This window comes from Tessaracoccus defluvii (assembly GCF_014489575.1).
GTDB classification, from domain to species: domain Bacteria; phylum Actinomycetota; class Actinomycetes; order Propionibacteriales; family Propionibacteriaceae; genus Arachnia; species Arachnia defluvii.
The window spans coordinates 190,063-208,798 of record NZ_CP060789.1; the positions used below are offsets into that span (position 1 = coordinate 190,063).

Here is an 18,736-nt window from a genome sequence, read left to right on the forward strand (position 1 = left end):
GAAACCGCAGATGCGGCTGATATGGTTCGGTCATGACGCAGATACGGATCCCCGTGGCGGCCGACCTGCTCGGCGTGAGCGACGACACCATGCGCCGCTGGGTCGACGGTGGACGCCTCGCAGGCAGTCTCGACGACGCTGGCAGGCACTGCGTCGACGGTGCCGAGCTGGCCGCCCTGGCGAAGGAGATCGCGGACGGCGACTCGCTGGGGGAGGGCAACCGCTCCGCGCGCAACCACCTGACCGGGCTGGTCACGCGCGTCGTCTCGGACGCCGTCATGAGCCAGGTCGAGCTCCAGTGCGGCCGGTTCCGGATCGTGTCGCTCATCTCCACCGAGGCGGTCCACGAACTCGGCCTCGAGGTCGGGGTCGTCGCCACCGCCGTCATCAAGGCCACCAACGTCACCGTCGAGAGGCACCGCGCATGAGGCGCACTGCACTGCTGGCACTCGCCGTGCCCCTGACGCTGCTCGCCGCCTGCACGGGAACCCCGCCGGAGGTCATCCCGACCCCAGCGCCCGTCCCGTCGGCGTCCTCGGCCACCCCCGGCGGCCCGGCGACCGACACGGCCGAGGCGATCGTCTTCGCGGCCGCCTCTCTCAGCACGGTGTTCCCCGACATCGCCGAGGCCCGTTACTCCTTCGACGGCTCCTCCGGGCTCGTCGACCAGCTCGAGGGAGGCGCCCCCGCCGACGTGTTCGCCTCGGCGGACAGGAAGAACATGGACAGGGCCGTCGAGGCCGGTCTCATCGACGGCGACCCCGTGATGTTCGCCACCAACTACCTCGTGCTCGTCACGCCCGCTGACAACCCGGCAGGGATCACGGGCTTCGACGGTTCCCTGGAGGGGACCAAGCTCGTGGTCTGCGCCCCGGACGTCCCGTGCGGGGCCGCCACAGTCAAGGTCGCCGACGCGAACGGGCTGACGCTGACCCCTGTCTCCGAGGAGACGAAGGTGACCGATGTCCTCGGCAAGGTCACCGCAGGCGAGGCAGACGCGGGACTCGTCTACGCGACCGATGCCGCCGGTGCCGGCGCCGCCGTCCTTGTCTTCGACGTTCCCGGTGCGGCGGACGACCCCAACACGTACTGGGTCGGCAAGGTCGCAGGCTCCAGGAACGCCGGGCAGGCCGACGCGTTCGTCGCGGCCGTCACCGGGACGGAGGGCCGGGCCCGCCTCGCCGGGTTCGGGTTCGGCGCCCCGAGGTGACCCGGTACCCGCGCTGGGCGCTGGCGCCGACCGGCGTGGCCCTTGCCCTGCTGGGGGTCCCGCTGCTCGGGTTGGTGCTGCGGGCGAACTGGGCCGAGCTCCCCGCGCTCTTGGCCAGCGACCGGGCCGTCGACGCGCTGAGGCTCAGCCTGGTCACGTGCCTGATCTCCACGGTTCTCGTCCTGCTCCTCGGAGTGCCGACGGCGTTGGTGCTGGCCCGCTCGCGGGGGCGCTGGGCCACTGCCGCGCGCACGCTCGTGACGGTGCCGATGGTGCTCCCGCCCGTGGTCGCGGGCCTCGCGCTGCTGACGACGCTCGGGCGCCGCGGCCTGATCGGCAGCCACCTCGCCACGCTCGGGATCGAGATCGGTTTCACCACCGCCGCCGTCGTGATCGCGCAGACGTTCGTCTCGCTGCCGTTCCTCGTCATCTCGCTCGAGGGGGCGTTGCGCTCTGCCGGGACCGACTACGAGGCGGCCGCAGGGTTCCTCGGCGCCGGCCCGTCGCGGGTGTTCTGGCGGGTGACGCTCCCGATGGCCGCGCCGGCCCTCGCGTCCGGCACGGCGCTCGCCTTCGCCCGCGCCCTCGGCGAGTTCGGTGCCACCCTGACCTTCGCCGGATCCCTGCAGGGCACCACGCGGACGCTTCCCCTGGAGATCTACCTCCTGCGCGAGACGGACAGCGATCTCGCGATGGCGCTCTCCGTCGTCCTGCTCGCGGTGGCCGGCCTGGTCGTCTGGCTCGCCACCCGTCTCCACGCCTGGGGGACCCATGCCTGAGCTCAGTGGCCCGGCCGTCCGCCTCGACGCCCGGGTCGACGCCCGCGACGTGGAACTGGCCCTGACGGTGAGGGAGGGCGAGCTCCTCGCCGTCGTCGGGCCGAACGGGTCGGGCAAGTCGACGTGCATCCAGCTTCTCGCCGGGGCGCTGCGGCCCGACTCCGGAACCGTGACACTCGGCGGGGTGGTTGCTGCCGGGCCCGGCGTCTTCCTGCCGCCACACCGCCGCCGGATCGGCTACCTGGAGCAGCGGCCTCTGCTCTTCCCGCACCTTGGCGTTGTCGACAACGTGGCCTTCGGCCCCCGCTCGCGGGGCCTCCCAGCCGCCGCCGCGCGGCGCAGGGCGGGGGTGGAGCTGGAGGCAGTCGGCCTGGCCGGGTTCGGCGGCCGCCGCGTCCACGAGCTCTCCGGCGGGCAGGCGCAGCGGGTCGCGATCGCCCGCGCCCTCGCGATCGATCCGGACCTCGTCCTGCTCGACGAGCCCTTCGCTGCGCTCGATGCCGCCGCCACGCCCGAGCTGCGACGGCTGCTGCGCGAACGGCTGCGCGGCCTCACCACGGTGCTCGTCACCCACGATCCGCTCGACGTCCTCGCCCTGGCTGACGGTGTCGCCCACCTCGCCGCCGGGCGCGTGGTGCTGCGCGACGGGGTCGACGCCGTCTTCCAGTGGCCGCAGACCCGCTTCCTGGCGGACTTCGTGGGGTTGAACCTTCTCCATGGAACGGCGGAGGGTGCCTCCGCCGTCCGGCTCCCGTCCGGGGGCGTGGTGGCAGGGCTCGCCGAGGTCGACCTGCGCGGCGGCGGAGCCAGGGCCGTGTTCCCGCCGGGGGCCGTCTCGCTCTTCCGCGACGCCCCGCACGGGAGCCCGCGCAACGAGCTGCCCGCCGTCGTCACCGGGGTCGAGGACCGCGGCCTCGTGCAGCGCGTCAGCCTCGACGTCGCCGGGCAGCGGATCCACGCCGACGTCACGCCGTCGGCGTTACGGGAGCTGTCCCTCGGGAACGGCGACGCGGTCGTCGCGGTGGTGAAGGCGACCCAGGTGACGCTCCACCCGGCCTCCTGACCCCTCCTAGACTGGCGGGGCAGACCACGGAGAAGGAGTCGTCATGCTCAAGTTCATCGCCCGGCTGGCCATCAGCTCGGTGCTCATCTACGGCGGGCAGGCCGCGGCCAGGGAACCCGGGGCCGAGGCGTCGCCGTGCAGAAGCTGAGCGCCAAGGCCGGCATCACGCTGGACGACAAGGAGGCCGCCACCGTCGTCAAGCTCAACGGGGCGGCGATGGTGGGGGCGGGCGCGACGTTCGCGCTGGGGATCCTGCCGCGGCTCTCCGCGGTGGCGCTCATCGCGTCGCTGGTGCCGACGACGGTGGCCGGACACGCGTTCTGGGAGCAGGAGGATCCGGCGGCGCGGGCGAACCACCAGATCCATTTCCTGAAGAACCTCGGCGTCGTCGGCGGGCTGCTGATGTTCCTGGCCCAGGGTCCGCAGCCCAAGGCCGCGAAGCCGTCCAGGGTCAGGAAGGCTCGCTGACGGCGCCGTCGAGCAGCCGCACGACCCGGTCGGCCCGCGCGATCAGCAGCGGGTCGTGGGTCGAGACGACAGACGCCAGGCCCCGCTCGTGGGTCAGTTCGACGATCAGGTCCATGATCGTGGCGGCCGTGTCGGAGTCGAGTTGGCCCGTCGGTTCGTCGGCGATCAGGACCAGCACGGAGACGGGAACGACCCCGAAGGCATCGCCGCTGGCTGACTGGCGCGCCGCCTGCTCCGCCGTCGGGCCCAGATCGCCGGTGACGAGGAGGCCGCGGCCCGTCAGGTCGGCGACCTCGGCCGCCTGTGCGGCCGTCCCGGCGCGTTCGGCGAGCCCCCCGTTACTGCTGCGGTGTGATCGAGGCGACCTCCGGTAGGGCGACCCACCGGATGAACGGTGACGAGGTGGCCTCGACGATGCTCCGGTCGACGACGAGGGGCCCGCTGCTGGAACCGTCAGTCCCCGCCGTCACGAGCGGGTCGCCGAGCCAGAGGGGCGCGGCCGGGTCCTTGGCGCGCCACAGCGCCGACACCGTCACGGCGCGGTCGCCGACCGGCACTTCGGAGCCGGAAACGAGGCCGAGCCGGGCCGCCGCGTCGGCCTGGAGCGCGGCCTCCCCGGGGCCGGAAGGCCAGGCGCCCTCGACCAGCTCCAGGAACTCGGGGGAGTACCGCTCGCCGGAGTAGAGGACGACCCGGCCTCCGTCCAGGCGCACGGGCTCGGAGAGGACGGTGGTCCAGGTGGTGACGGCGACAGGGCTGAACGCGTCGGCAAGGGCCTGCCGGAGCAGGTCGTCCTGCTGGCCGCCGTCGTCGGCGAGGCGGGTCTGGAACTGGAGCCCCGCATCACCCGAGTCCGGGTTGGTGAAGGCCGCCTGAGCGGTGCGGGTGGCGAGGAGGTCTGCGTTGCCGAGTGAGCCTGCGAGGATGGCGGTGGTCAGCGCGACAACGGCCAGCAGGACGAGGGCAAGGGCCCGGCTGGCGACGAGATGCCGCGTTGCCCACCTCGTCCACGTAGTCATGGCCCCCCCATGCTACTAGGCGGCGCGGCGGCGCAGCAACAGCCACACCCCGGCTGCCGCCAGGACGACTACGCCCGCTCCGATGCCCACGGCGCCCCAGATCCCCTCAGAGCTTTCGGAGGGCGCCTCCTCGGCCGCAGCATCGCCTGGTTCTGGTGCCTCCCCGGTCTCCATCGCATCAGTTCCGCCAACGACCCCGCGGATCCACTCAACTTGGTCGGCCACCGGCGCCACTGCGACGGCAGCATTGGAGGTCATTTCCTCCTCGGTCGGGTTGTCCGGGTCTTCGAATAGGCCGGCGGACATGATGGCGGCGACCTTGCCGTCGGCAAAGATCGCGCCTCCTGAATCGCCCGGCTGAATGCGTGCGCCGTCCTTCAGCGCGACCTCGAGGGCCGTGGGTGCCTCGTACAGTGCGAGCGGCGACTCCCCGCGGATCTCGGCCTGGGCAGAGGGCAGTTTGGTGGAGCCACCCGAACCGTCGGAGGACCAGCCATAGATATTCACATCCCCGGTGGGCACCTCATCTGCCACCTCGGCGAATTTCTCCAGGACCATCTCCTGCTCGGTGTGCAGCAGGGCGATATCCCCCGAGGGGCGATCTCGTGGCGATCGACCTGGTATACCTTTTGCTGATCGCCCTGGCCGATGCGCACGGAGCCCCCTGGCTTGGCCGCAGCGTCGACACAGTGGCGGGCGGTGATTACCCAGTGGGGATCAATTGCGGTTCCGGTGCACACTCCGTCATCCGGGTCGGAATCATCGACACGCACGGAGACGACCGGCTTGGCCTCCTCGGTCTCCTCCGCGAAGGTTGTGCTCTGCAGTGCAGCAGCAGGCGCGGCGCCGAGCGCTCCTGCTGCGATCACTCCGGCGACGACGCTAACTACGAATTTTTTCATTTTTTTCCTTTCCAACGACCGCGGTGATGCGGCGAAGCAGAGTTTCGATAGGGCCACGCGTAAAGATCGCGAGCCAGACATAAGAGATGACGATGGCGCCGGCTAGGCTGACCCAGATGCCGAACCATTTCGGCGCGAGCCAATCGGCCGTGAGCACGTGGATGCAGTACACGGTCAGTGGCATGCGACCTAGTGGCGCAAGCCAGCCGATCCAGCGTCGCAGCAGGCAGCACAGCGAGCAGACACCCACCGACGTGCCGATGCTGCCCATGACATCACCAAGCCCTCCGGTGTGGCCGTTGGCGTCAAAGAACTCAGGCAGCAGGACGTACCAGCGCAGCGCGAGATTCGCGACGAACAGCACCGTCCCGACGACGAAGCCGACAATGAGGCGCCTCGGGGCGATCATGTGCCTTTGGAACAGTATCCCGGTGACCATCAGCGTCGCCCACATCACTGGCGAGTAGGGCCAGAACGCGGCAATCAGCACCACTGAGCCGGAGGACAGCACCGCTGAGCCGAAGGCCAGAACACAGGCCAGCCACAGGAGTACGGGCGAGCTCCAGCGCGGCGCCCAGGCGAGCAACGCCATGCACAGTCCGATGGTGCCGAGTACTACAAACACTTGCCCGGTGAATGGGGCGAGAGCGAAATGCATGCCGATCAGGCACAGCCCGCGCACGATGAACTGGGCGGGGCGCGCCCGCATGTAGCCCATCGACACTCCGGAGATGAATGCGAAGAGCGCGGCTGGGAAGCCGTAAAACACCTGCACGGCCAGGCCGTCGAGGAAGGTCAGGTGCGCGACCATCATGCCGACCAGCGCCACGGCCCGCGCAACGTCGATACCAACGTTTCGGTCAACGTCGATACCAACGTTTCGGTTCTGCATGGCCAGGACGCTACGCACCCCGATGTTGCGAGAACGTTAACGTCGACGCGACAGGCAGTCGGTTACGATCGATGCCATGACGATCCGTGTTCTCGTCGTCGACGATGAAAGCTACCTCGCCGATGCCATTTGCACCGCGCTGAACGGCGCGAACATGGAATCCGCCGCGGCCTATGACGGTGCGGCTGCGCGTTCGCTGATCGACGAGATCCGCCCCGACGTCCTCGTGCTGGACCGGGACCTGCCCGGTATCCACGGCGACGACATCTGCCGATGGGTCGTCGATACCCACCCGGCTACGAGGGTGATCATGCTGACCGCCTCGGGGACGCTCGACGACCGGCTGACGGGCTTTGACCTCGGCGCGGACGACTACCTTCCCAAGCCTTTTGAGCTCCCAGAGCTGATCGCGCGGGTTGCCGCGCTGTCCAAGCGCAACCTGCCGGTGCGCGGCGAGATCTACCGCTGCGGCGACGTGCGACTGGACACATCCCGCCGGGAGGTCACCCGGGGCGGCGCACGCGTTTCACTCAGCCCGAAGGAGTTCGCGGTGCTGGAGGTGCTCATGGGGGCAGCTGGCGCGGTGATCTCCGCGGAGGACCTGCTCGCGCAGGCCTGGGATGAGAACGCCGACCCCTTCACGAACTCCCCGCGCGTGACGATCTCACACCTGCGCAAGAAGCTGGGCGAACCGCGCATCGTGCACACCGCGGCAGGATCTGGCTACTACGTGGCGGAGGTGCCGCGATGAAGCTGAGTCTGCGCGCGCGCATCACCGTGATGTTCGTGGCTACCGTCCTGGGTGTGGGCCTGGCGCTGATCGGGCTGGTATACGCCTATTTGAAGCTCACCCCGGTGCCGTTTCTGGCCAAGATCCCCACCCCGGATGACGGCCTGGTGATTGACGGGGCAGTGCCCATCACCGATGAGATCCTGCGCCGCGTGCTGCTGGCTTCCGTGGTTGCTCTGGCGCTGCTGACCGCAGTCGCTGGGCTGATCGGTTGGTTCGTGGCCGGTCTGGTGATCAAACCGCTGCGGGAGATCGCACACGACGCTGCGACCGTGACGCGCGGTGACCTGGGCGCCCGTATCAGCCACGAGGGGCCTGCGGATGAGGTGGGCGAATTGGCGGCTGCGCTCAACGTGATGCTCGACGCTCTGGCGGGTGCCCTTGAGCGGCAACGCCGTTTCGCGTCGAATGCCTCTCATGAGTTGAAGACACCGATCGCGACGATTCAGACGATGGCAGATGTGGCGCTGGCCAGCGGTGACGGAGCGTCGCTGCGGGAGACTCTGGGCCGGGTTCGCGAGGTCAACGCGCGGGCCGCTCAGACCATAGCCGCGTTGTTGCAGCTGGCGAACGTGGACATCCGCGACAGGCAGGAGATGAATCTGGCTGCCCTGTGCCGTGACATCACGCACGGGCAGGACGTGCCGGTGGCGGCCGAGCCGGTCACGGTCGCAGCCTCCCCGACCCTGGTGCGCCAGGCGGTGGAGAATTTGGTGCGCAACGCGATCACCCACGGTGAGGACGCATCGTTGACCCTGACGAAGGTGGGGCAGAATGCGGAGATCATCGTGGAATCCGGTGGCCCTGCTTTGGACACGGCCGAGATCCGTACGTGGATCGAGCCTTTCGCCCGAGCGCAGCGGACCGCAGGTGCCGGCCACGGTCTGGGTCTGGCGCTCGTCGACGCAATTGCGAAAGCCCACGGCGGTTCGTTGGAACTCACGCCGCGGGCTGGAGGTGGGCTCGCGGCGACGCTACGCCTACCTGCTTAGACAAGCGTCGGCGCGTTGCACTGGGCGGACGGGTGCAACCTGTGCAGTGGGGTTGGTGCACAGCTCGCACCTGCTCCGGCGTCGGTAGGGTCGAGGCATGGTGTTTAGCTGAGCGGTTTGATACCGACTACGGTTCCAAACTCTTCACCTAACGCCCGCGAGGCGGTGCCCGCCGTCGTTGGGTGTGGGCTGACCCCGTTTCGTAGGTCCAGTCGTTATGAGAGTCGTCCTGTTGCCCGCGGTCGCGGGCAGGGAGACTGGTCAGATCATGACGAACAGCAGGAAGCGTCACACCCCGGAGCAGGTCGTCCGTAAGCTCGGGCAGGCCGACAGGATGCTCACCGATGGTCAGGACGTCGCGGCGGTGTGCCGGGAGCTGGGGGTGTCCGAGCAGACGTACTACCGGTGGCGGAACCAGTACGGCGGCCTCAAGACCGACGACGCAAAGCGCCTGAAGGAGTTGGAGAAGCAGAACGCGACCCTGAAGCGTCTGCTCGCGGAAGCGGAGCTGGAGAAGGCCGCGCTCAAGGAGCTGGCTGAGGGAAACTTCTAAGCCCGGACAGGCGCCGCGCCGCCGTCGATCACCTCAAGCGCAAGTTGCGGGTGAGCGAACGGATGGCGTGCCGTCTGGTCGGGCTGAGCCGCTCCGCGTACCGGCGACCGCTCAAGGGCGACACGGTCACGGACCCGGATCGGGCGCTCAGGGAGTGGCTGCGCGCCTGGGCGAAGGACCATCCCCGCTACGGGGAGGGCATCGCTCGTGTGACAAGCGCTAGGGTCAACACAGCCTTACGTCGTCACGGAGTTCGTCTGCTGATTGTCGACGATGTGCACATGCTGCGACTGACCGAACGCTCTGGGCGGCAGGTTCTCGACTGAGCTTGTCAAGTTGTTTGTGTAAGGGGTTCGGTCTCCGGGTGGTTTAGAGGTAGGGGTTGATGCGGTCGGGGTAGGCGATGGCGAGTTGGGCCAGGGCCTGTTTCCAGTTGGTGGTGACTTGTCCTTCGACGAGGCGGCCTTCGGCGTTGCGTTTCTCTCCCTTCTTGCGTCCTTTCTCCTTGGCGCGGTCGCGGGCCCGCTTGTCCTCGATGTTGCAGATCGCCAGCCACAGCAGCTTGACCGCGGCCTCGTCGGAGGGGAAGTGGCCTCGGTTCTTGGTCACCTTCCGCAGCTGGTAGTTCAAGGATTCGATGGCGTTGGTGGTGTAGATCACGCGCCGCAGCATCGGCGGGAACGCCAGGAACGGGATGAACTTGGTCCACGCATCGGTGAACACGCGCACCGTGTTCGGGTTCCCGCGACCGAGTTCGGAGGCGGCGAACTCCTCCAGCGCGGTCTTCGCGGCGTCGGCGTCAGCGGCCTGGTAGATCGGCTTCAACGCCGCCGCCACCTGCTTGCGGTCCTTGTAGTTGACGAATCGCATCGCGGAGCGGATCAGGTGCACCACGCAGGTCTGGACGGTCGAGTCGGGCCAGGTCGCCTCGACGGCCTCGGGGAAACCGGTCAGCCCGTCGCAGCACACGATCAGCACGTCGCGGACGCCGCGGTTGGCGAGCTGCGCGCAGACCCCGGCCCAGAACTTCGCTCCTTCCGTGGCCTGGATCCAGATCCCCAGCACGTGCTTGATGCCGTCGATGTCGACCCCGACCGCGATGTGAGCGGCCTTGTTCCGCACGTGGGCGCCGTCGCGGATCTTCACGATCAGCGCATCGAGGTAGATCACCGGATAGAACGAATCCAGCGGCCGCTGCTGCCACACCATCACCTCATCGGCGACCTCGTCGGTGATCTTCGAGATCGTCTCGCGGCTGATCTCGGTACCGATCGTGGAGACCAGGTGATGCTCGATGTCACGGACCGTCATCCCGCCCGCGTACAGCGAGATGATCATGTCATCGAGCCCTGACAGGCGCCTGGAGCCCTTCGGGACCAGCATCGGAGTAAACGACCCGTCCCGGTCTCGGGGGATCGCCAGATCGACGTCCCCGACGCTGGTGGCCACCGTCTTCGGATACGACCCGTTGCGGGAGTTGGGGAACATGTCGGCGTCCGGGTCGCCCTTGTCGTAGCCGAGGTGGTCGCTGAGCTCGGCCTGGAGGCCGCGCTCGAGGCCGGCCTTGATCAGCTGCTGGATCAGCCCGTCGCGGCCCTCCAGCTGGACCTCACCGGCATCGATGCGGGCATACAGGTCATCCAGCGCCCCGGAGGCCTCCAACGCGGACACGCCCTCACGCTGAGCACGGCGCCGGTCCTCACGGTCCAATCTGTCTATCACGGTCATCATTCTGCTTTCGTGTCAGGAGCCCCACCCCTTACACACACCATCTGACACCCTCTCTCGACTACCTCAAGACCCTCAACAGTGAACTTGGCTTCCTGCACGGGACGATGATCTTCGTCGGGCCCGGCCTCGCTGCGGCCCCCATCTTCGAGGATCCACAGATCCGTAGCCGACTTCGCATCCACGATCTGACACCGCCGGAGATCGCGTCGGTGGAAGGCCGCCGCAGATGGCAGGCCTTTCTGTGCGGCTGTGAGGAGATCCTGCTGCCGTACCTTCCTGGAGCCCAGGAGGGGGTTCTCAGCCGACAACACGCCGGGTTCATCTGGCACCGCACCCAGGGCTTCATTGGCGATACTTCCGCCTTGCTGATCGGCGCTGTCATCGAAGCTCTGCGGTGTGGACGACGAACCATAACGCACCAAGACTTGGCCGCAGTCCCACTCTCTGCCCGTGCCCACGATCAACAAGCCTCGCTGGAGCATCGACGAGGAAGGACGCGCGCATCGTGACACTGCCGGTCGTCCCTATCCCCGAGCCGGGAGAATCACTGCGCTCCTACGTGAGCAGGCTCGAGGACCGTAACAACCAACGCCCGGGCACGCTGGCCAGAGTTCACGGGGGAGGAGTCTCGGCCGACTGGGCTCACTTATCCGAGCTGACCGGTCTCCCACAACAGCAGCTGCGTTGCCTTGGGTGGGGGGACTACCCCGGCTGCATCGTCGGAGCACGCGGATCAACAGGCTGGCGTCTCCGCCAGGCCCAATGGTGGTGTCCCACCTGCCAACTCCTGACCGGGGCATGGCAGCGTTCCTGGGAGCTGGCCTGCCTTCCGGTGTGTCTCTCCTGTGGCACAGCGTTGTCCACCTACCCCGCCGCAGAGCATGAGCCTGAACCAGTCACGGCCCAATCGGTATTCAAGGACATCTGGGCACGCGTAAGGCAATCGACAACGAGTCGGCGCGCACGCCAGTGGCTGGGGCGACTCCTACGTGTAACCCGGCTGCTGGCCGTCACCGCTGACACCTCCTGGCCCCAACCCATGCCCGCAGCCATGGTCACAGACCTCAACACATGGGGCTACCACCCCCCTGATTCCCCTGCCGCGATAGCCCGCCTACTTCCCTTCGCTCACCGCCTCATAGGAACCAGTGAAGAGCGGCCCATCCTTCAAAGTGCCTTCGCACGGCTTGAGAGGCGAGAGCCGCCCATCCCTCGTTCCCTGCTGCCCAAACCGCCCAGAGCCAACCCCACGACGACCTACCCTGTGCTGGCAACAGTTCCTTCTGCGATCGACGAGCAACGTCGTCGGCGTCCAAGACGATCTCGAAGGCTTCGATGTCAATCTCGTCCCAGCAATAGCCTCCGATGACAGGGGCCAGTTCCTGCCGGACCCAGACCAATGGTCCACGGCGCAAGAAGCGGCGCTTGCGATCCACATGCTGGCTAACCCCCGACGCGACGGCCAGGCCGGCTGGGCCACTGAGGCCCTCCAACACTTCCATCTGCCATACGGGTCAGCAGCCCAACGTCTGAAGCAGTTGGAGGCAGGATCCATCACAGCAGAGTTCGAGTCATGCATCAGGGCGGCGGCCGCCTTCGCGGTCACCGAAGGCATCGATTACCACCACAGGAGACACGTCCTCATCCAACTCTCGAAACCTCCTCGGGGGCCGAAGGGCCAGGTCCCCAACCACCTGGTCCGGGGATGGATGTGGGTGTACCTGACCCACGGCCTCATCGTGCCTTCAGGCCCACGCTGGATCTACATCGACAACCCGCTACCCACTCAAACGGTCGTTGACATGCACAACAACATGTCACTTGAAGCACGGTTCCAGCTCGCTGAACATGCGGAGACGCTGTGGACGATGTTGTCCAGCGATGACATTCGTGGTGAGCCCCAGACCCAACCGGCATGGCGGCAGCATGGACAATCGCTCTAGCCTCCCGTCTGGCTGGTCCTTGCCGTGTCGAGTGTCGCCCTCACCAGGGGAGTCGTGGACCTCATTGCTCCGGCGTAACGCTGCCCTCCTCGACATCACGGTCAGCAAGCTCGCCGACGCAACCGGCTTGGTCAACGAGGACGCCTTGTCTCCCGCCCAGCAGCGGGCTGCTGCATCGCTCTTGGGGCTTCAGGCCAGCGACATTCATGAGTTGACCCTCAACAAGTGGGCTGGCGTCGCCTACTCCAACCAGCCCATCCCGGCCCGGAACAGGCCGGGGTCAGCTTGGACATGGCTGCCTCCCAGGTTCGAGTGCCCACATTGCGCCGAGTCAGGCATCGCTCACCTCGAATGGCGCCTCTCCTGGATCACGACATGCCTTGCCCACAAGGTCTTCTTGCACCCGCGCTCCACCCCGTCCCACGAGGAAGCACCGCCAGAGGACCTTGCCATCACCAAGCTCCATTCGGTGGCCTTGGCCAACTGCGACACGTCCCACTTCAAGAGATGGCGCGACTCCATTCGTATCTCAGGCGGCCTCCGGCACGGACCACGCAGCAGGGGCATTGAGCCGCCCAAGCAACGAGCAGAGACCCTACGCACAGCTGCGCCTCTAGCTAGGAGGTGAAGCACTGGCCGTGCAGGACTTCGAGGCCCTATCTGCGGCAGGCCTGACGTCTGGCTCTCCACCCGCCACGCCCACCCGACCTCCTGAGGCGCACGAGGCGACAGGGTGTCCACATGATGGAGACATGGTGTACCGCATCTTGTGTCGGGCGGGATCTTTAGGCAATACTCGCGTTAGTTAAAGCAACTTAGGCATGGCTAACCTCATGCCGCGCGAAAGGACATCGGATGACCGCCCAGCTTGCTGCCATCGCCACCCGTGCCCTGTCGGCACGGCTCCGCGAGGAGACGAGCGAGGTCCACCGCAGCGCCGAGGAGAGCCCGTTCATGGCCCGCCTCGTGAAGGGCAGCGTGACCCGCGAGGATCTGCGCAACCTCACTGCGCAGCTCGTCGTCGTCTACACGGCCCTCGAGGAGGTCTCGCGGTCGATGGGTGACGACCCGGTCTTCCGTCACTTCCACGATCCGGCGCTCGAGCGGCTCGACACGCTGAGGGCCGACCTTGCCGCGTTGACGCAGCCGGGGGAGTCCGAGGTCGCCGTCCACCCCGCCAGCGAGGCGTACGCCGCCCGCATCCGTGAGATCGGCGCCCCGGGAATCTCCTTCTACCGGTTCACCACGATCGAGAAGGTCAAGCCGTACAAGGACCGCTACCGCACCGCCCTCGACGAGGCGCCCATGAGTGAGGCCGACCACGACGTCGCGGTGGCCGAGGCGGTGCGGGCCTTCGAGTACAACCAGGCCGTCTTCGCCGCGCTCGACGACCTCGGGCGCTGACCCGGGAACCGGTCGGTTTCGCAGGCCGGACGGCACGGACCACGGGGCGGTGGAACGGGCCCCGTGCACTACGCTGACCGGGTGGAGAACTTCGAAGGACCGAAGGAAGAGTGCGGCGTATTCGGGGTCTGGGCCCCGGACGAGGACGTCGCGCAGCTGACGTTCTTCGGGCTCTTCGCCCTGCAGCACCGCGGCCAGGAGTCGGCGGGAATCGCCGTCAGCAACGGCCAGCGGATCATGGTCTACAAGGACATGGGCCTTGTCAGCCAAGTGTTCGACGAGGCGACGCTGAAGTCGCTGCCGGGACGGCTCGCGATCGGGCACACCCGTTACTCGACCACGGGCGCCAGCGTCTGGCACAACGCGCAGCCCACGTTCAGGGCGACCAGCCGCGGCGGCCTCGCGCTCGCCCACAACGGCAACCTGACCAACACGCACGAGCTCGAGGCGTGGCTGGCGGAGCTCGCACCGTCGGAGCACGTGCCCGAGAAGAAGACCATGGACTCGACCAACGACACGTCGCTGGTCACCGCCCTGATGTCCAGCTTCGGCGACGAGTCCCTCGAGGACGTCGCCATGCAGGTGCTGCCGCGGCTGAAGGGCGCCTTCTGCCTCACGTTCCTGACAGAGCGGACGCTGTACGCGGCCCGCGATCCCCACGGCATCCGGCCACTCGTGCTCGGGCGCCTGTCGAATGGCTGGGTCGTCGCGTCAGAGACCGCAGCGCTCGACATCGTGGGCGCCAGCTTCGTCCGCGAGGTCGAGCCCGGCGAGTTCATCGCCGTCGACGAGCGGGGCCTGCGCACGCGCCGGTTCGCGGATGCGAACCCCAAGGGCTGCATTTTCGAGTACGTCTACCTCGCCCGCCCGGACACCACCATCGCCGGCCGCGGCGTGCACCAGGTGCGCGTGAACATCGGACGCAAGCTCGCCGAGGAGTACCCCGTCGACGCGGATCTGGTGATCCCGGTGCCGGAGTCCGGCACCCCATCGGCCATCGGCTACGCCCAGGGCTCCGGGCTGCCCTACGGCCAGGGCCTGGTCAAGAACTCCTACGTCGGGCGCACCTTCATCCAGCCGAGCCAGACCATCCGTCAGTTGGGCATCCGGCTGAAGCTCAACCCGCTGCGCGAGGTCATCGAGGGTAAGCGGCTCGTCGTCGTCGACGACTCCATCGTCCGCGGCAACACGCAGCGTGCCCTCGTGCGGATGCTCCGCGAGGCGGGAGCCAAGGAGGTCCATGTCCGGATCTCCTCGCCGCCGGTGCAGTGGCCGTGCTTCTACGGCATCGACTTCGCCACCCGCGCCGAGCTCATCGCGCCCGGGCTGAGCGTGGACGAGATCTGCCGCTCGCTCGGCGCCGACTCGCTCGGCTACATCTCGCTCGAGGGGCTCACCGAGGCCACGCGCATCCCCGCCGACCGACTCTGCCGCGCCTGCTTCGACGGCAGGTACCCGATCGCCATCCCGCCTGCCCAGGCGGCACTGCTCAACCTGGAGGACGTGTCATGAACACCAGCGCCTACGCCGCGGCCGGCGTCGACATCGAGGCGGGCGACCGCGCCGTCGAACTGATGAAGGCGTCGGTGGCGCGTTCGCGCCGTCCCGAGGTCCTCGGCGGGCTGGGCGGGTTCGCCGGCTTCTTCGACGCCTCCGCTCTCAAGGGATACAGGCATCCGGTGTTGGCGACGTCCACCGACGGCGTCGGCACCAAGGTTGCCATCGCGCAGGCCATGGACAAGCACGACACCATCGGCTTCGACCTGATCGGCATGCTCGTCGATGACCTCGTCGTCTGCGGCGCCGAGCCCCTGTTCGTGACCGACTACATCGCCACCGGCAAGGTGGTGCCGGAGCGGGTCGCCGCGATCGTCGGCGGCATCGCCGACGCCTGCGTGGCGGCCGGCTGCTCCCTGGTCGGCGGTGAGACCGCCGAACACCCCGGCCTGCTCGGCCCGGATGAGTACGACATCGCCGGCGCCACGACCGGCGTCGTCGAGAAGAACGCGATCCTCGGCGCGCACCGCATCGAGGTGGGGGACGCCGTCATCGGCATGAAGGCGTCGGGCCTCCACTCCAACGGCTACTCGCTGGTGCGCCACGTGCTGCTCAACCAGGCCGGCTGGGCGCTCGATCGGCACGTCGACGAACTGGGCCGCACCCTGGGCGAGGAACTGCTCGAGCCCACCAAGGTCTACGCGCTGGACATCCTCGACCTGATCGCCAAGGCCCAGGTCCACGGGATGAGCCACATCACCGGCGGTGGCCTCGCCAACAACGTGGCCCGCGTCATCCCGGACGGGATGACCGCCGTCCTCGAGCGCTCCAGCTGGACGCCTCCGGCGGTCTTCCAGCTCGTGCAGCAGGTCGGCAAGGTCTCACAGCCCGACATCGACGCCACCCTCAACATGGGCGTGGGCATGGTCGCCATCCTGCCGCAGGACCAGGTGCCCGCGGCGCTGGCGGCCCTGCAGCAGCGCGAGGTGCACTCCTGGGTTCTCGGTGAGGTCGTCGCCGAGGAAGGCGCCGGGGCCGCCCGCCTCGTCTGAGATGCGCTCCTTCCTCCGGTCGTGGCTGCTGGCCACACTGGCCGGGGTCGTGGCCGGGCTCGCCGCCGTCCTCGTGGTGGCGCTGCTCGACGCCACCCAGTGGCTCGTAGCCGGCGAGAGCGCCAGCGCCCAGGAACCGGCGACGGTCCGTCAGGCCCTGGTCGTCGGGGCCGCGGGATCGGTCGCCGCCTTCGCCTGGGTGGGGCTGCGGCACTGGCAGCGCAGGCGCAACGGACCCCTGGCCGAGGCCGCCGATGCGCTGTTGCAGACGGTGAGCGTCGGCATCGGCGCTCCCGTGGGTCGGGAACAGGCGCCACGCATCCTCGCCCGGCTGCTGACCCGTGGGCTGTTGGCCCGGCTCCGGGTGCCGGAGTCAGCGGTGACGGTCTTCGCCGGCGCCTCGATGGGGGCCGCGTTCGGCGCCGTCTACAACACGCCGCTGGCGGGCGTCGCGTTCGCCGTTGAGCGGGTGCTGCGGGGCCGTCGGCTCAGCGAGGTGCTCATCGCGGGCTGGGCCACCGCCATCGCCGTTCCCATCGGGTGGCTGGCGGTGCCCCGCAGTCCCGCCTTCGCCGTCGCGCCGTCCGTGGCGTGGCCCGACATGGCCTGGCTGATCGTCGTCGTGCCGCTGGCCTTCGTGCTCGGCACCCTGGTGCGGTGGGTGTGGAGCCGCGCCGCCCGCGTCAACCTGGGCGACCTGGCGGAGGCGGCGGGAGGGCTGCTGGCTTTCTGGCTGATGGCCGCCGCCGCGATCGTGCTACCGCAGATCCTCGGCAACGGGAAGGCGGTCGTCGCCGCCGGCCTCGCCGGAGAGCTCGGGCTGTGGGAGGCCGTGCTGCTGACGGTGGTCAAGTTCGCGGCGGTCGCTCTGTTCTTCGCCGTCGGGATCCGCGGCGGTCAGATCATGCCGGCCGTGGCCGTCGGGATGGGCGCCGGCACGGTGCTGGCGCTGGTGGTCGAACCGCTCGTCGGGGCGCAGCACGCCTCCACGGTCGGATTCATGCTGGGGATTGCGGTGCTCGCCGTCTCCCAGCGGGCACCCGTGTTCGCGCTGTGCTTCGGCGTCGAACTGGTGCCGTTCTCGCCCGCGCTCGCAGCCGCGCTCGCGGTGACGGTGCTGCTCGTCGGGATCGGCCTGCGGGCCGGGCCGACTCCCTGGAAGCGGCGCTGGCCGGCCGCGGGAGAGCGGCCCTCAGGCGGCTGAGCCCAGCAGATGGTGGCCGAGGGCGACGATGCTGGAGCGGATCGCCTCCGCGCTGATCGTGCCCTCCTCCCGCAGCGTCGGCTGGGCCGGCGCGCTGCAGGCGGCCAGGAAGTAGGCGGCGGCCAGCCGCCGTTCGGCGTCCGGGTCGGGGCCGAGCAGGGCCTGTTCCATGCGGGCGAAGGTGGCTGCGGTGTGAGGGTCAGCGGCCAGCACGGGGCCGACCGCCGGGTCGCTCATCATGATCGAGTAGCGGGGGCGGTGGTCGACCATGATGTCGGCGAGGCCGCGCACGACGATGTCGGCGCGGCGTGCGGGATCATCCACGGCGTGCGCCGCCGCGACGACGTCGTCCAGCTGCTCCAGGCCCGCACGCAGCACCTCCACGACAACCTCAGCCTCGGCGCCGAGGGCAACACGGGCGACACGCTGGCGCTTGCCGAGGGAGTCGGCGCTGAGCTGGCGAACCTCGACCAGGCCTGGTGGTTCCCGGCCGTCGCGTCCGCCGCAGAGGGGCAGGCCCCGGCCGTCATGCTCGCGGAGCGTTCGCTGCCGGGCTCGCTGATCGTCCACCAGACCGGCAAGCGGTTCATCAACGAGGCCACCGACTACATGAGCTTCGGGCAGGAGGCGCTCCGCCGCGAGCGGGAGGGCGACCCGCTCAGCGACATCTGGCTGGTCTTCGACCAGCAGTACCGCAACTCGTACGTCTTCGCGGGCGGGATCTTCCCGCGGCAGCCCCTTCCGCAGGCATGGGCGTCGACCGGGCGGCCCTGACCGAGACGCTCGAGCGGTTCAACCCGACCGCCGCCGCCGGCGTCGATGAGGACTTCCAGCGTGGTCACAGCGCCTACGACCACTACTACGGCGATCCGACGCAGACCCCGAACCCGAACGTGCGTCCGCTCAGCGGCACGCTCTACGCGGTGAAGATGGTCGTCTCCGACCTCGGCACCTGTGGCGGCGTGATGACCGACGAGTTCGGTCGTGCAGTCACGGCCTCCGGTGACGTCATCGAGGGCCTCTACGCGCAGGGCAACGCGGCTGCCAACGTGTTCGGCCACAGCTACCCCGGCGCTGGCGCCACCATCAGCCAGGGGCTGGTGTACGGCTACATCATCGCGAAGCACGCCGCAGAGGCGCGCTGAGCCATCCCGACGGCAGCGGCCACCCGCCAGCCCCCGACGGCGCGGTGGTCGTAGCCTCAACAGAGACGGCCCCGGTCTCTCCCGCGAGGGAG

21 protein-coding genes and 2 pseudogenes are annotated in these 18,736 nt (G+C 68.7%); 16 read left to right on the forward strand and 7 right to left on the reverse strand.

The features are described 5' to 3' along the window. The first annotated feature begins 32 nt into the window (after window positions 1-32). The 5 genes from H9L22_RS00810 to H9L22_RS00830 all read left to right on the forward strand — a co-directional run bounded on the left by H9L22_RS00810 (window position 33) and on the right by H9L22_RS00830 (window position 3,520). Window positions 33-428, forward strand: a complete 396-nt coding sequence (locus H9L22_RS00810; RefSeq protein WP_187721226.1) for a TOBE domain-containing protein — start codon at window positions 33-35, stop codon at window positions 426-428. After that, window positions 425-1,210 (forward strand): molybdate ABC transporter substrate-binding protein, encoded by a 786-nt coding sequence (gene modA / locus H9L22_RS00815; protein WP_187721227.1) that lies wholly within the window; start codon window positions 425-427, stop codon window positions 1,208-1,210. Before H9L22_RS00810 ends, modA begins: the two co-directional genes overlap by 4 nt. Beyond that, the gene (locus H9L22_RS00820) at window positions 1,207-1,989 is read left to right on the forward strand and encodes an ABC transporter permease (RefSeq protein WP_187721228.1); all 783 of its coding nucleotides are present in this window, start codon (window positions 1,207-1,209) and stop codon (window positions 1,987-1,989) included. The genes modA and H9L22_RS00820 overlap by 4 nt, the downstream gene beginning before the upstream one ends. Continuing rightward, the gene (locus H9L22_RS00825) at window positions 1,982-3,052 is read left to right on the forward strand and encodes an ABC transporter ATP-binding protein (RefSeq protein ID WP_187721229.1); all 1,071 of its coding nucleotides are present in this window, start codon (window positions 1,982-1,984) and stop codon (window positions 3,050-3,052) included. The genes H9L22_RS00820 and H9L22_RS00825 overlap by 8 nt, the downstream gene beginning before the upstream one ends. Before the next feature lie 135 nt (window positions 3,053-3,187). After that, complete coding sequence (locus H9L22_RS00830) at window positions 3,188-3,520, forward strand: DoxX family protein (protein ID WP_226966021.1); 333 nt, start codon at window positions 3,188-3,190, stop codon at window positions 3,518-3,520. Here the strand turns inward: H9L22_RS00830 and H9L22_RS00835 are convergent. The 5 genes from H9L22_RS00835 to H9L22_RS00850 all read right to left on the reverse strand — a co-directional run bounded on the left by H9L22_RS00835 (window position 3,504) and on the right by H9L22_RS00850 (window position 6,333). Continuing rightward, complete coding sequence (locus H9L22_RS00835) at window positions 3,504-3,698, reverse strand: P-loop NTPase family protein (RefSeq protein ID WP_226966022.1); 195 nt, start codon at window positions 3,696-3,698, stop codon at window positions 3,504-3,506. The two genes, H9L22_RS00830 and H9L22_RS00835, sit on opposite strands and share 17 nt — an antisense overlap. Window positions 3,699-3,858: 160 nt before the next feature. After that, a complete protein-coding gene (locus H9L22_RS00840) occupies window positions 3,859-4,539 on the reverse strand; it encodes a hypothetical protein (RefSeq protein WP_187721230.1) in 681 nt (226 codons plus the stop codon). 15 nt (window positions 4,540-4,554) lie between these two features. Then, window positions 4,555-5,097 (reverse strand): hypothetical protein, encoded by a 543-nt coding sequence (locus tag H9L22_RS19380; protein ID WP_264292513.1) that lies wholly within the window; start codon window positions 5,095-5,097, stop codon window positions 4,555-4,557. Next, the gene (locus tag H9L22_RS20140) at window positions 5,043-5,522 is read right to left on the reverse strand and encodes a trypsin-like serine protease (protein ID WP_406707806.1); all 480 of its coding nucleotides are present in this window, start codon (window positions 5,520-5,522) and stop codon (window positions 5,043-5,045) included. The genes H9L22_RS19380 and H9L22_RS20140 overlap by 55 nt, the downstream gene beginning before the upstream one ends. Then, a complete protein-coding gene (locus H9L22_RS00850) occupies window positions 5,422-6,333 on the reverse strand; it encodes a DUF418 domain-containing protein (RefSeq protein ID WP_187721231.1) in 912 nt (303 codons plus the stop codon). The genes H9L22_RS20140 and H9L22_RS00850 overlap by 101 nt, the downstream gene beginning before the upstream one ends. Before the next feature lie 82 nt (window positions 6,334-6,415). On the opposite strand from H9L22_RS00850, the gene H9L22_RS00855 reads away from it, so the two are divergent. The 3 genes and pseudogenes from H9L22_RS00855 to H9L22_RS00865 form a co-directional block, all read left to right on the forward strand. After that, the gene (locus tag H9L22_RS00855) at window positions 6,416-7,084 is read left to right on the forward strand and encodes a response regulator transcription factor (protein ID WP_187722503.1); all 669 of its coding nucleotides are present in this window, start codon (window positions 6,416-6,418) and stop codon (window positions 7,082-7,084) included. After that, window positions 7,081-8,115, forward strand: coding sequence for a sensor histidine kinase (locus H9L22_RS00860; RefSeq protein ID WP_182784978.1), 1,035 nt, complete (start codon window positions 7,081-7,083; stop codon window positions 8,113-8,115). The genes H9L22_RS00855 and H9L22_RS00860 overlap by 4 nt, the downstream gene beginning before the upstream one ends. Before the next feature lie 268 nt (window positions 8,116-8,383). Then, window positions 8,384-8,862, forward strand: a pseudogene (locus tag H9L22_RS00865) (transposase); the annotation flags it as partial. Window positions 8,863-9,037: 175 nt separating this feature from the next. Here H9L22_RS00865 and H9L22_RS00870 read toward each other — a convergent pair. Both H9L22_RS00870 and H9L22_RS00875 read right to left on the reverse strand, forming a co-directional pair. Continuing rightward, window positions 9,038-10,396 carry an IS256 family transposase gene (locus H9L22_RS00870; RefSeq protein ID WP_187720347.1) on the reverse strand — a complete coding sequence of 453 codons (1,359 nt, stop codon included), beginning with the start codon at window positions 10,394-10,396 and terminating at the stop codon, window positions 9,038-9,040. Next, window positions 10,396-10,857, reverse strand: coding sequence for a hypothetical protein (locus H9L22_RS00875; protein ID WP_187721232.1), 462 nt, complete (start codon window positions 10,855-10,857; stop codon window positions 10,396-10,398). The genes H9L22_RS00870 and H9L22_RS00875 overlap by 1 nt, the downstream gene beginning before the upstream one ends. 47 nt (window positions 10,858-10,904) lie before the next feature. Here H9L22_RS00875 and H9L22_RS20145 point away from each other — a divergent pair, with 47 nt between their 5' ends. From H9L22_RS20145 to H9L22_RS00915, 8 genes and pseudogenes are all read left to right on the forward strand, one after another. Further along, window positions 10,905-11,768 (forward strand): TniQ family protein, encoded by an 864-nt coding sequence (locus H9L22_RS20145; protein ID WP_187721233.1) that lies wholly within the window; start codon window positions 10,905-10,907, stop codon window positions 11,766-11,768. A 346-nt stretch (window positions 11,769-12,114) separates the two neighbouring features. After that, complete coding sequence (locus H9L22_RS00885; protein ID WP_187721234.1) at window positions 12,115-12,342, forward strand: hypothetical protein; 228 nt, start codon at window positions 12,115-12,117, stop codon at window positions 12,340-12,342. Then, on the forward strand, window positions 12,326-12,970 hold the full coding sequence (locus tag H9L22_RS20150; RefSeq protein WP_226966023.1) for a TniQ family protein: 645 nt from the start codon (window positions 12,326-12,328) through the stop codon (window positions 12,968-12,970). The genes H9L22_RS00885 and H9L22_RS20150 overlap by 17 nt, the downstream gene beginning before the upstream one ends. A gap of 227 nt (window positions 12,971-13,197) precedes the next feature. After that, entirely contained in the window at window positions 13,198-13,746 is a 549-nt protein-coding gene (locus H9L22_RS00895) for a biliverdin-producing heme oxygenase (RefSeq protein WP_187721236.1), read from the forward strand. 63 nt (window positions 13,747-13,809) lie between these two features. Beyond that, window positions 13,810-15,258 carry an amidophosphoribosyltransferase gene (purF, locus tag H9L22_RS00900; RefSeq protein ID WP_187721237.1) on the forward strand — a complete coding sequence of 483 codons (1,449 nt, stop codon included), beginning with the start codon at window positions 13,810-13,812 and terminating at the stop codon, window positions 15,256-15,258. Next, window positions 15,255-16,295, forward strand: coding sequence for a phosphoribosylformylglycinamidine cyclo-ligase (purM, locus tag H9L22_RS00905; RefSeq protein WP_187721238.1), 1,041 nt, complete (start codon window positions 15,255-15,257; stop codon window positions 16,293-16,295). Before purF ends, purM begins: the two co-directional genes overlap by 4 nt. A gap of 1 nt (window position 16,296) precedes the next feature. Further along, window positions 16,297-17,499 (forward strand): chloride channel protein, encoded by a 1,203-nt coding sequence (locus tag H9L22_RS00910; protein ID WP_187721239.1) that lies wholly within the window; start codon window positions 16,297-16,299, stop codon window positions 17,497-17,499. A 9-nt stretch (window positions 17,500-17,508) separates the two neighbouring features. Next, window positions 17,509-18,644, forward strand: a pseudogene (locus tag H9L22_RS00915) (FAD-binding protein). Window positions 18,645-18,736 lie beyond the last annotated feature (92 nt).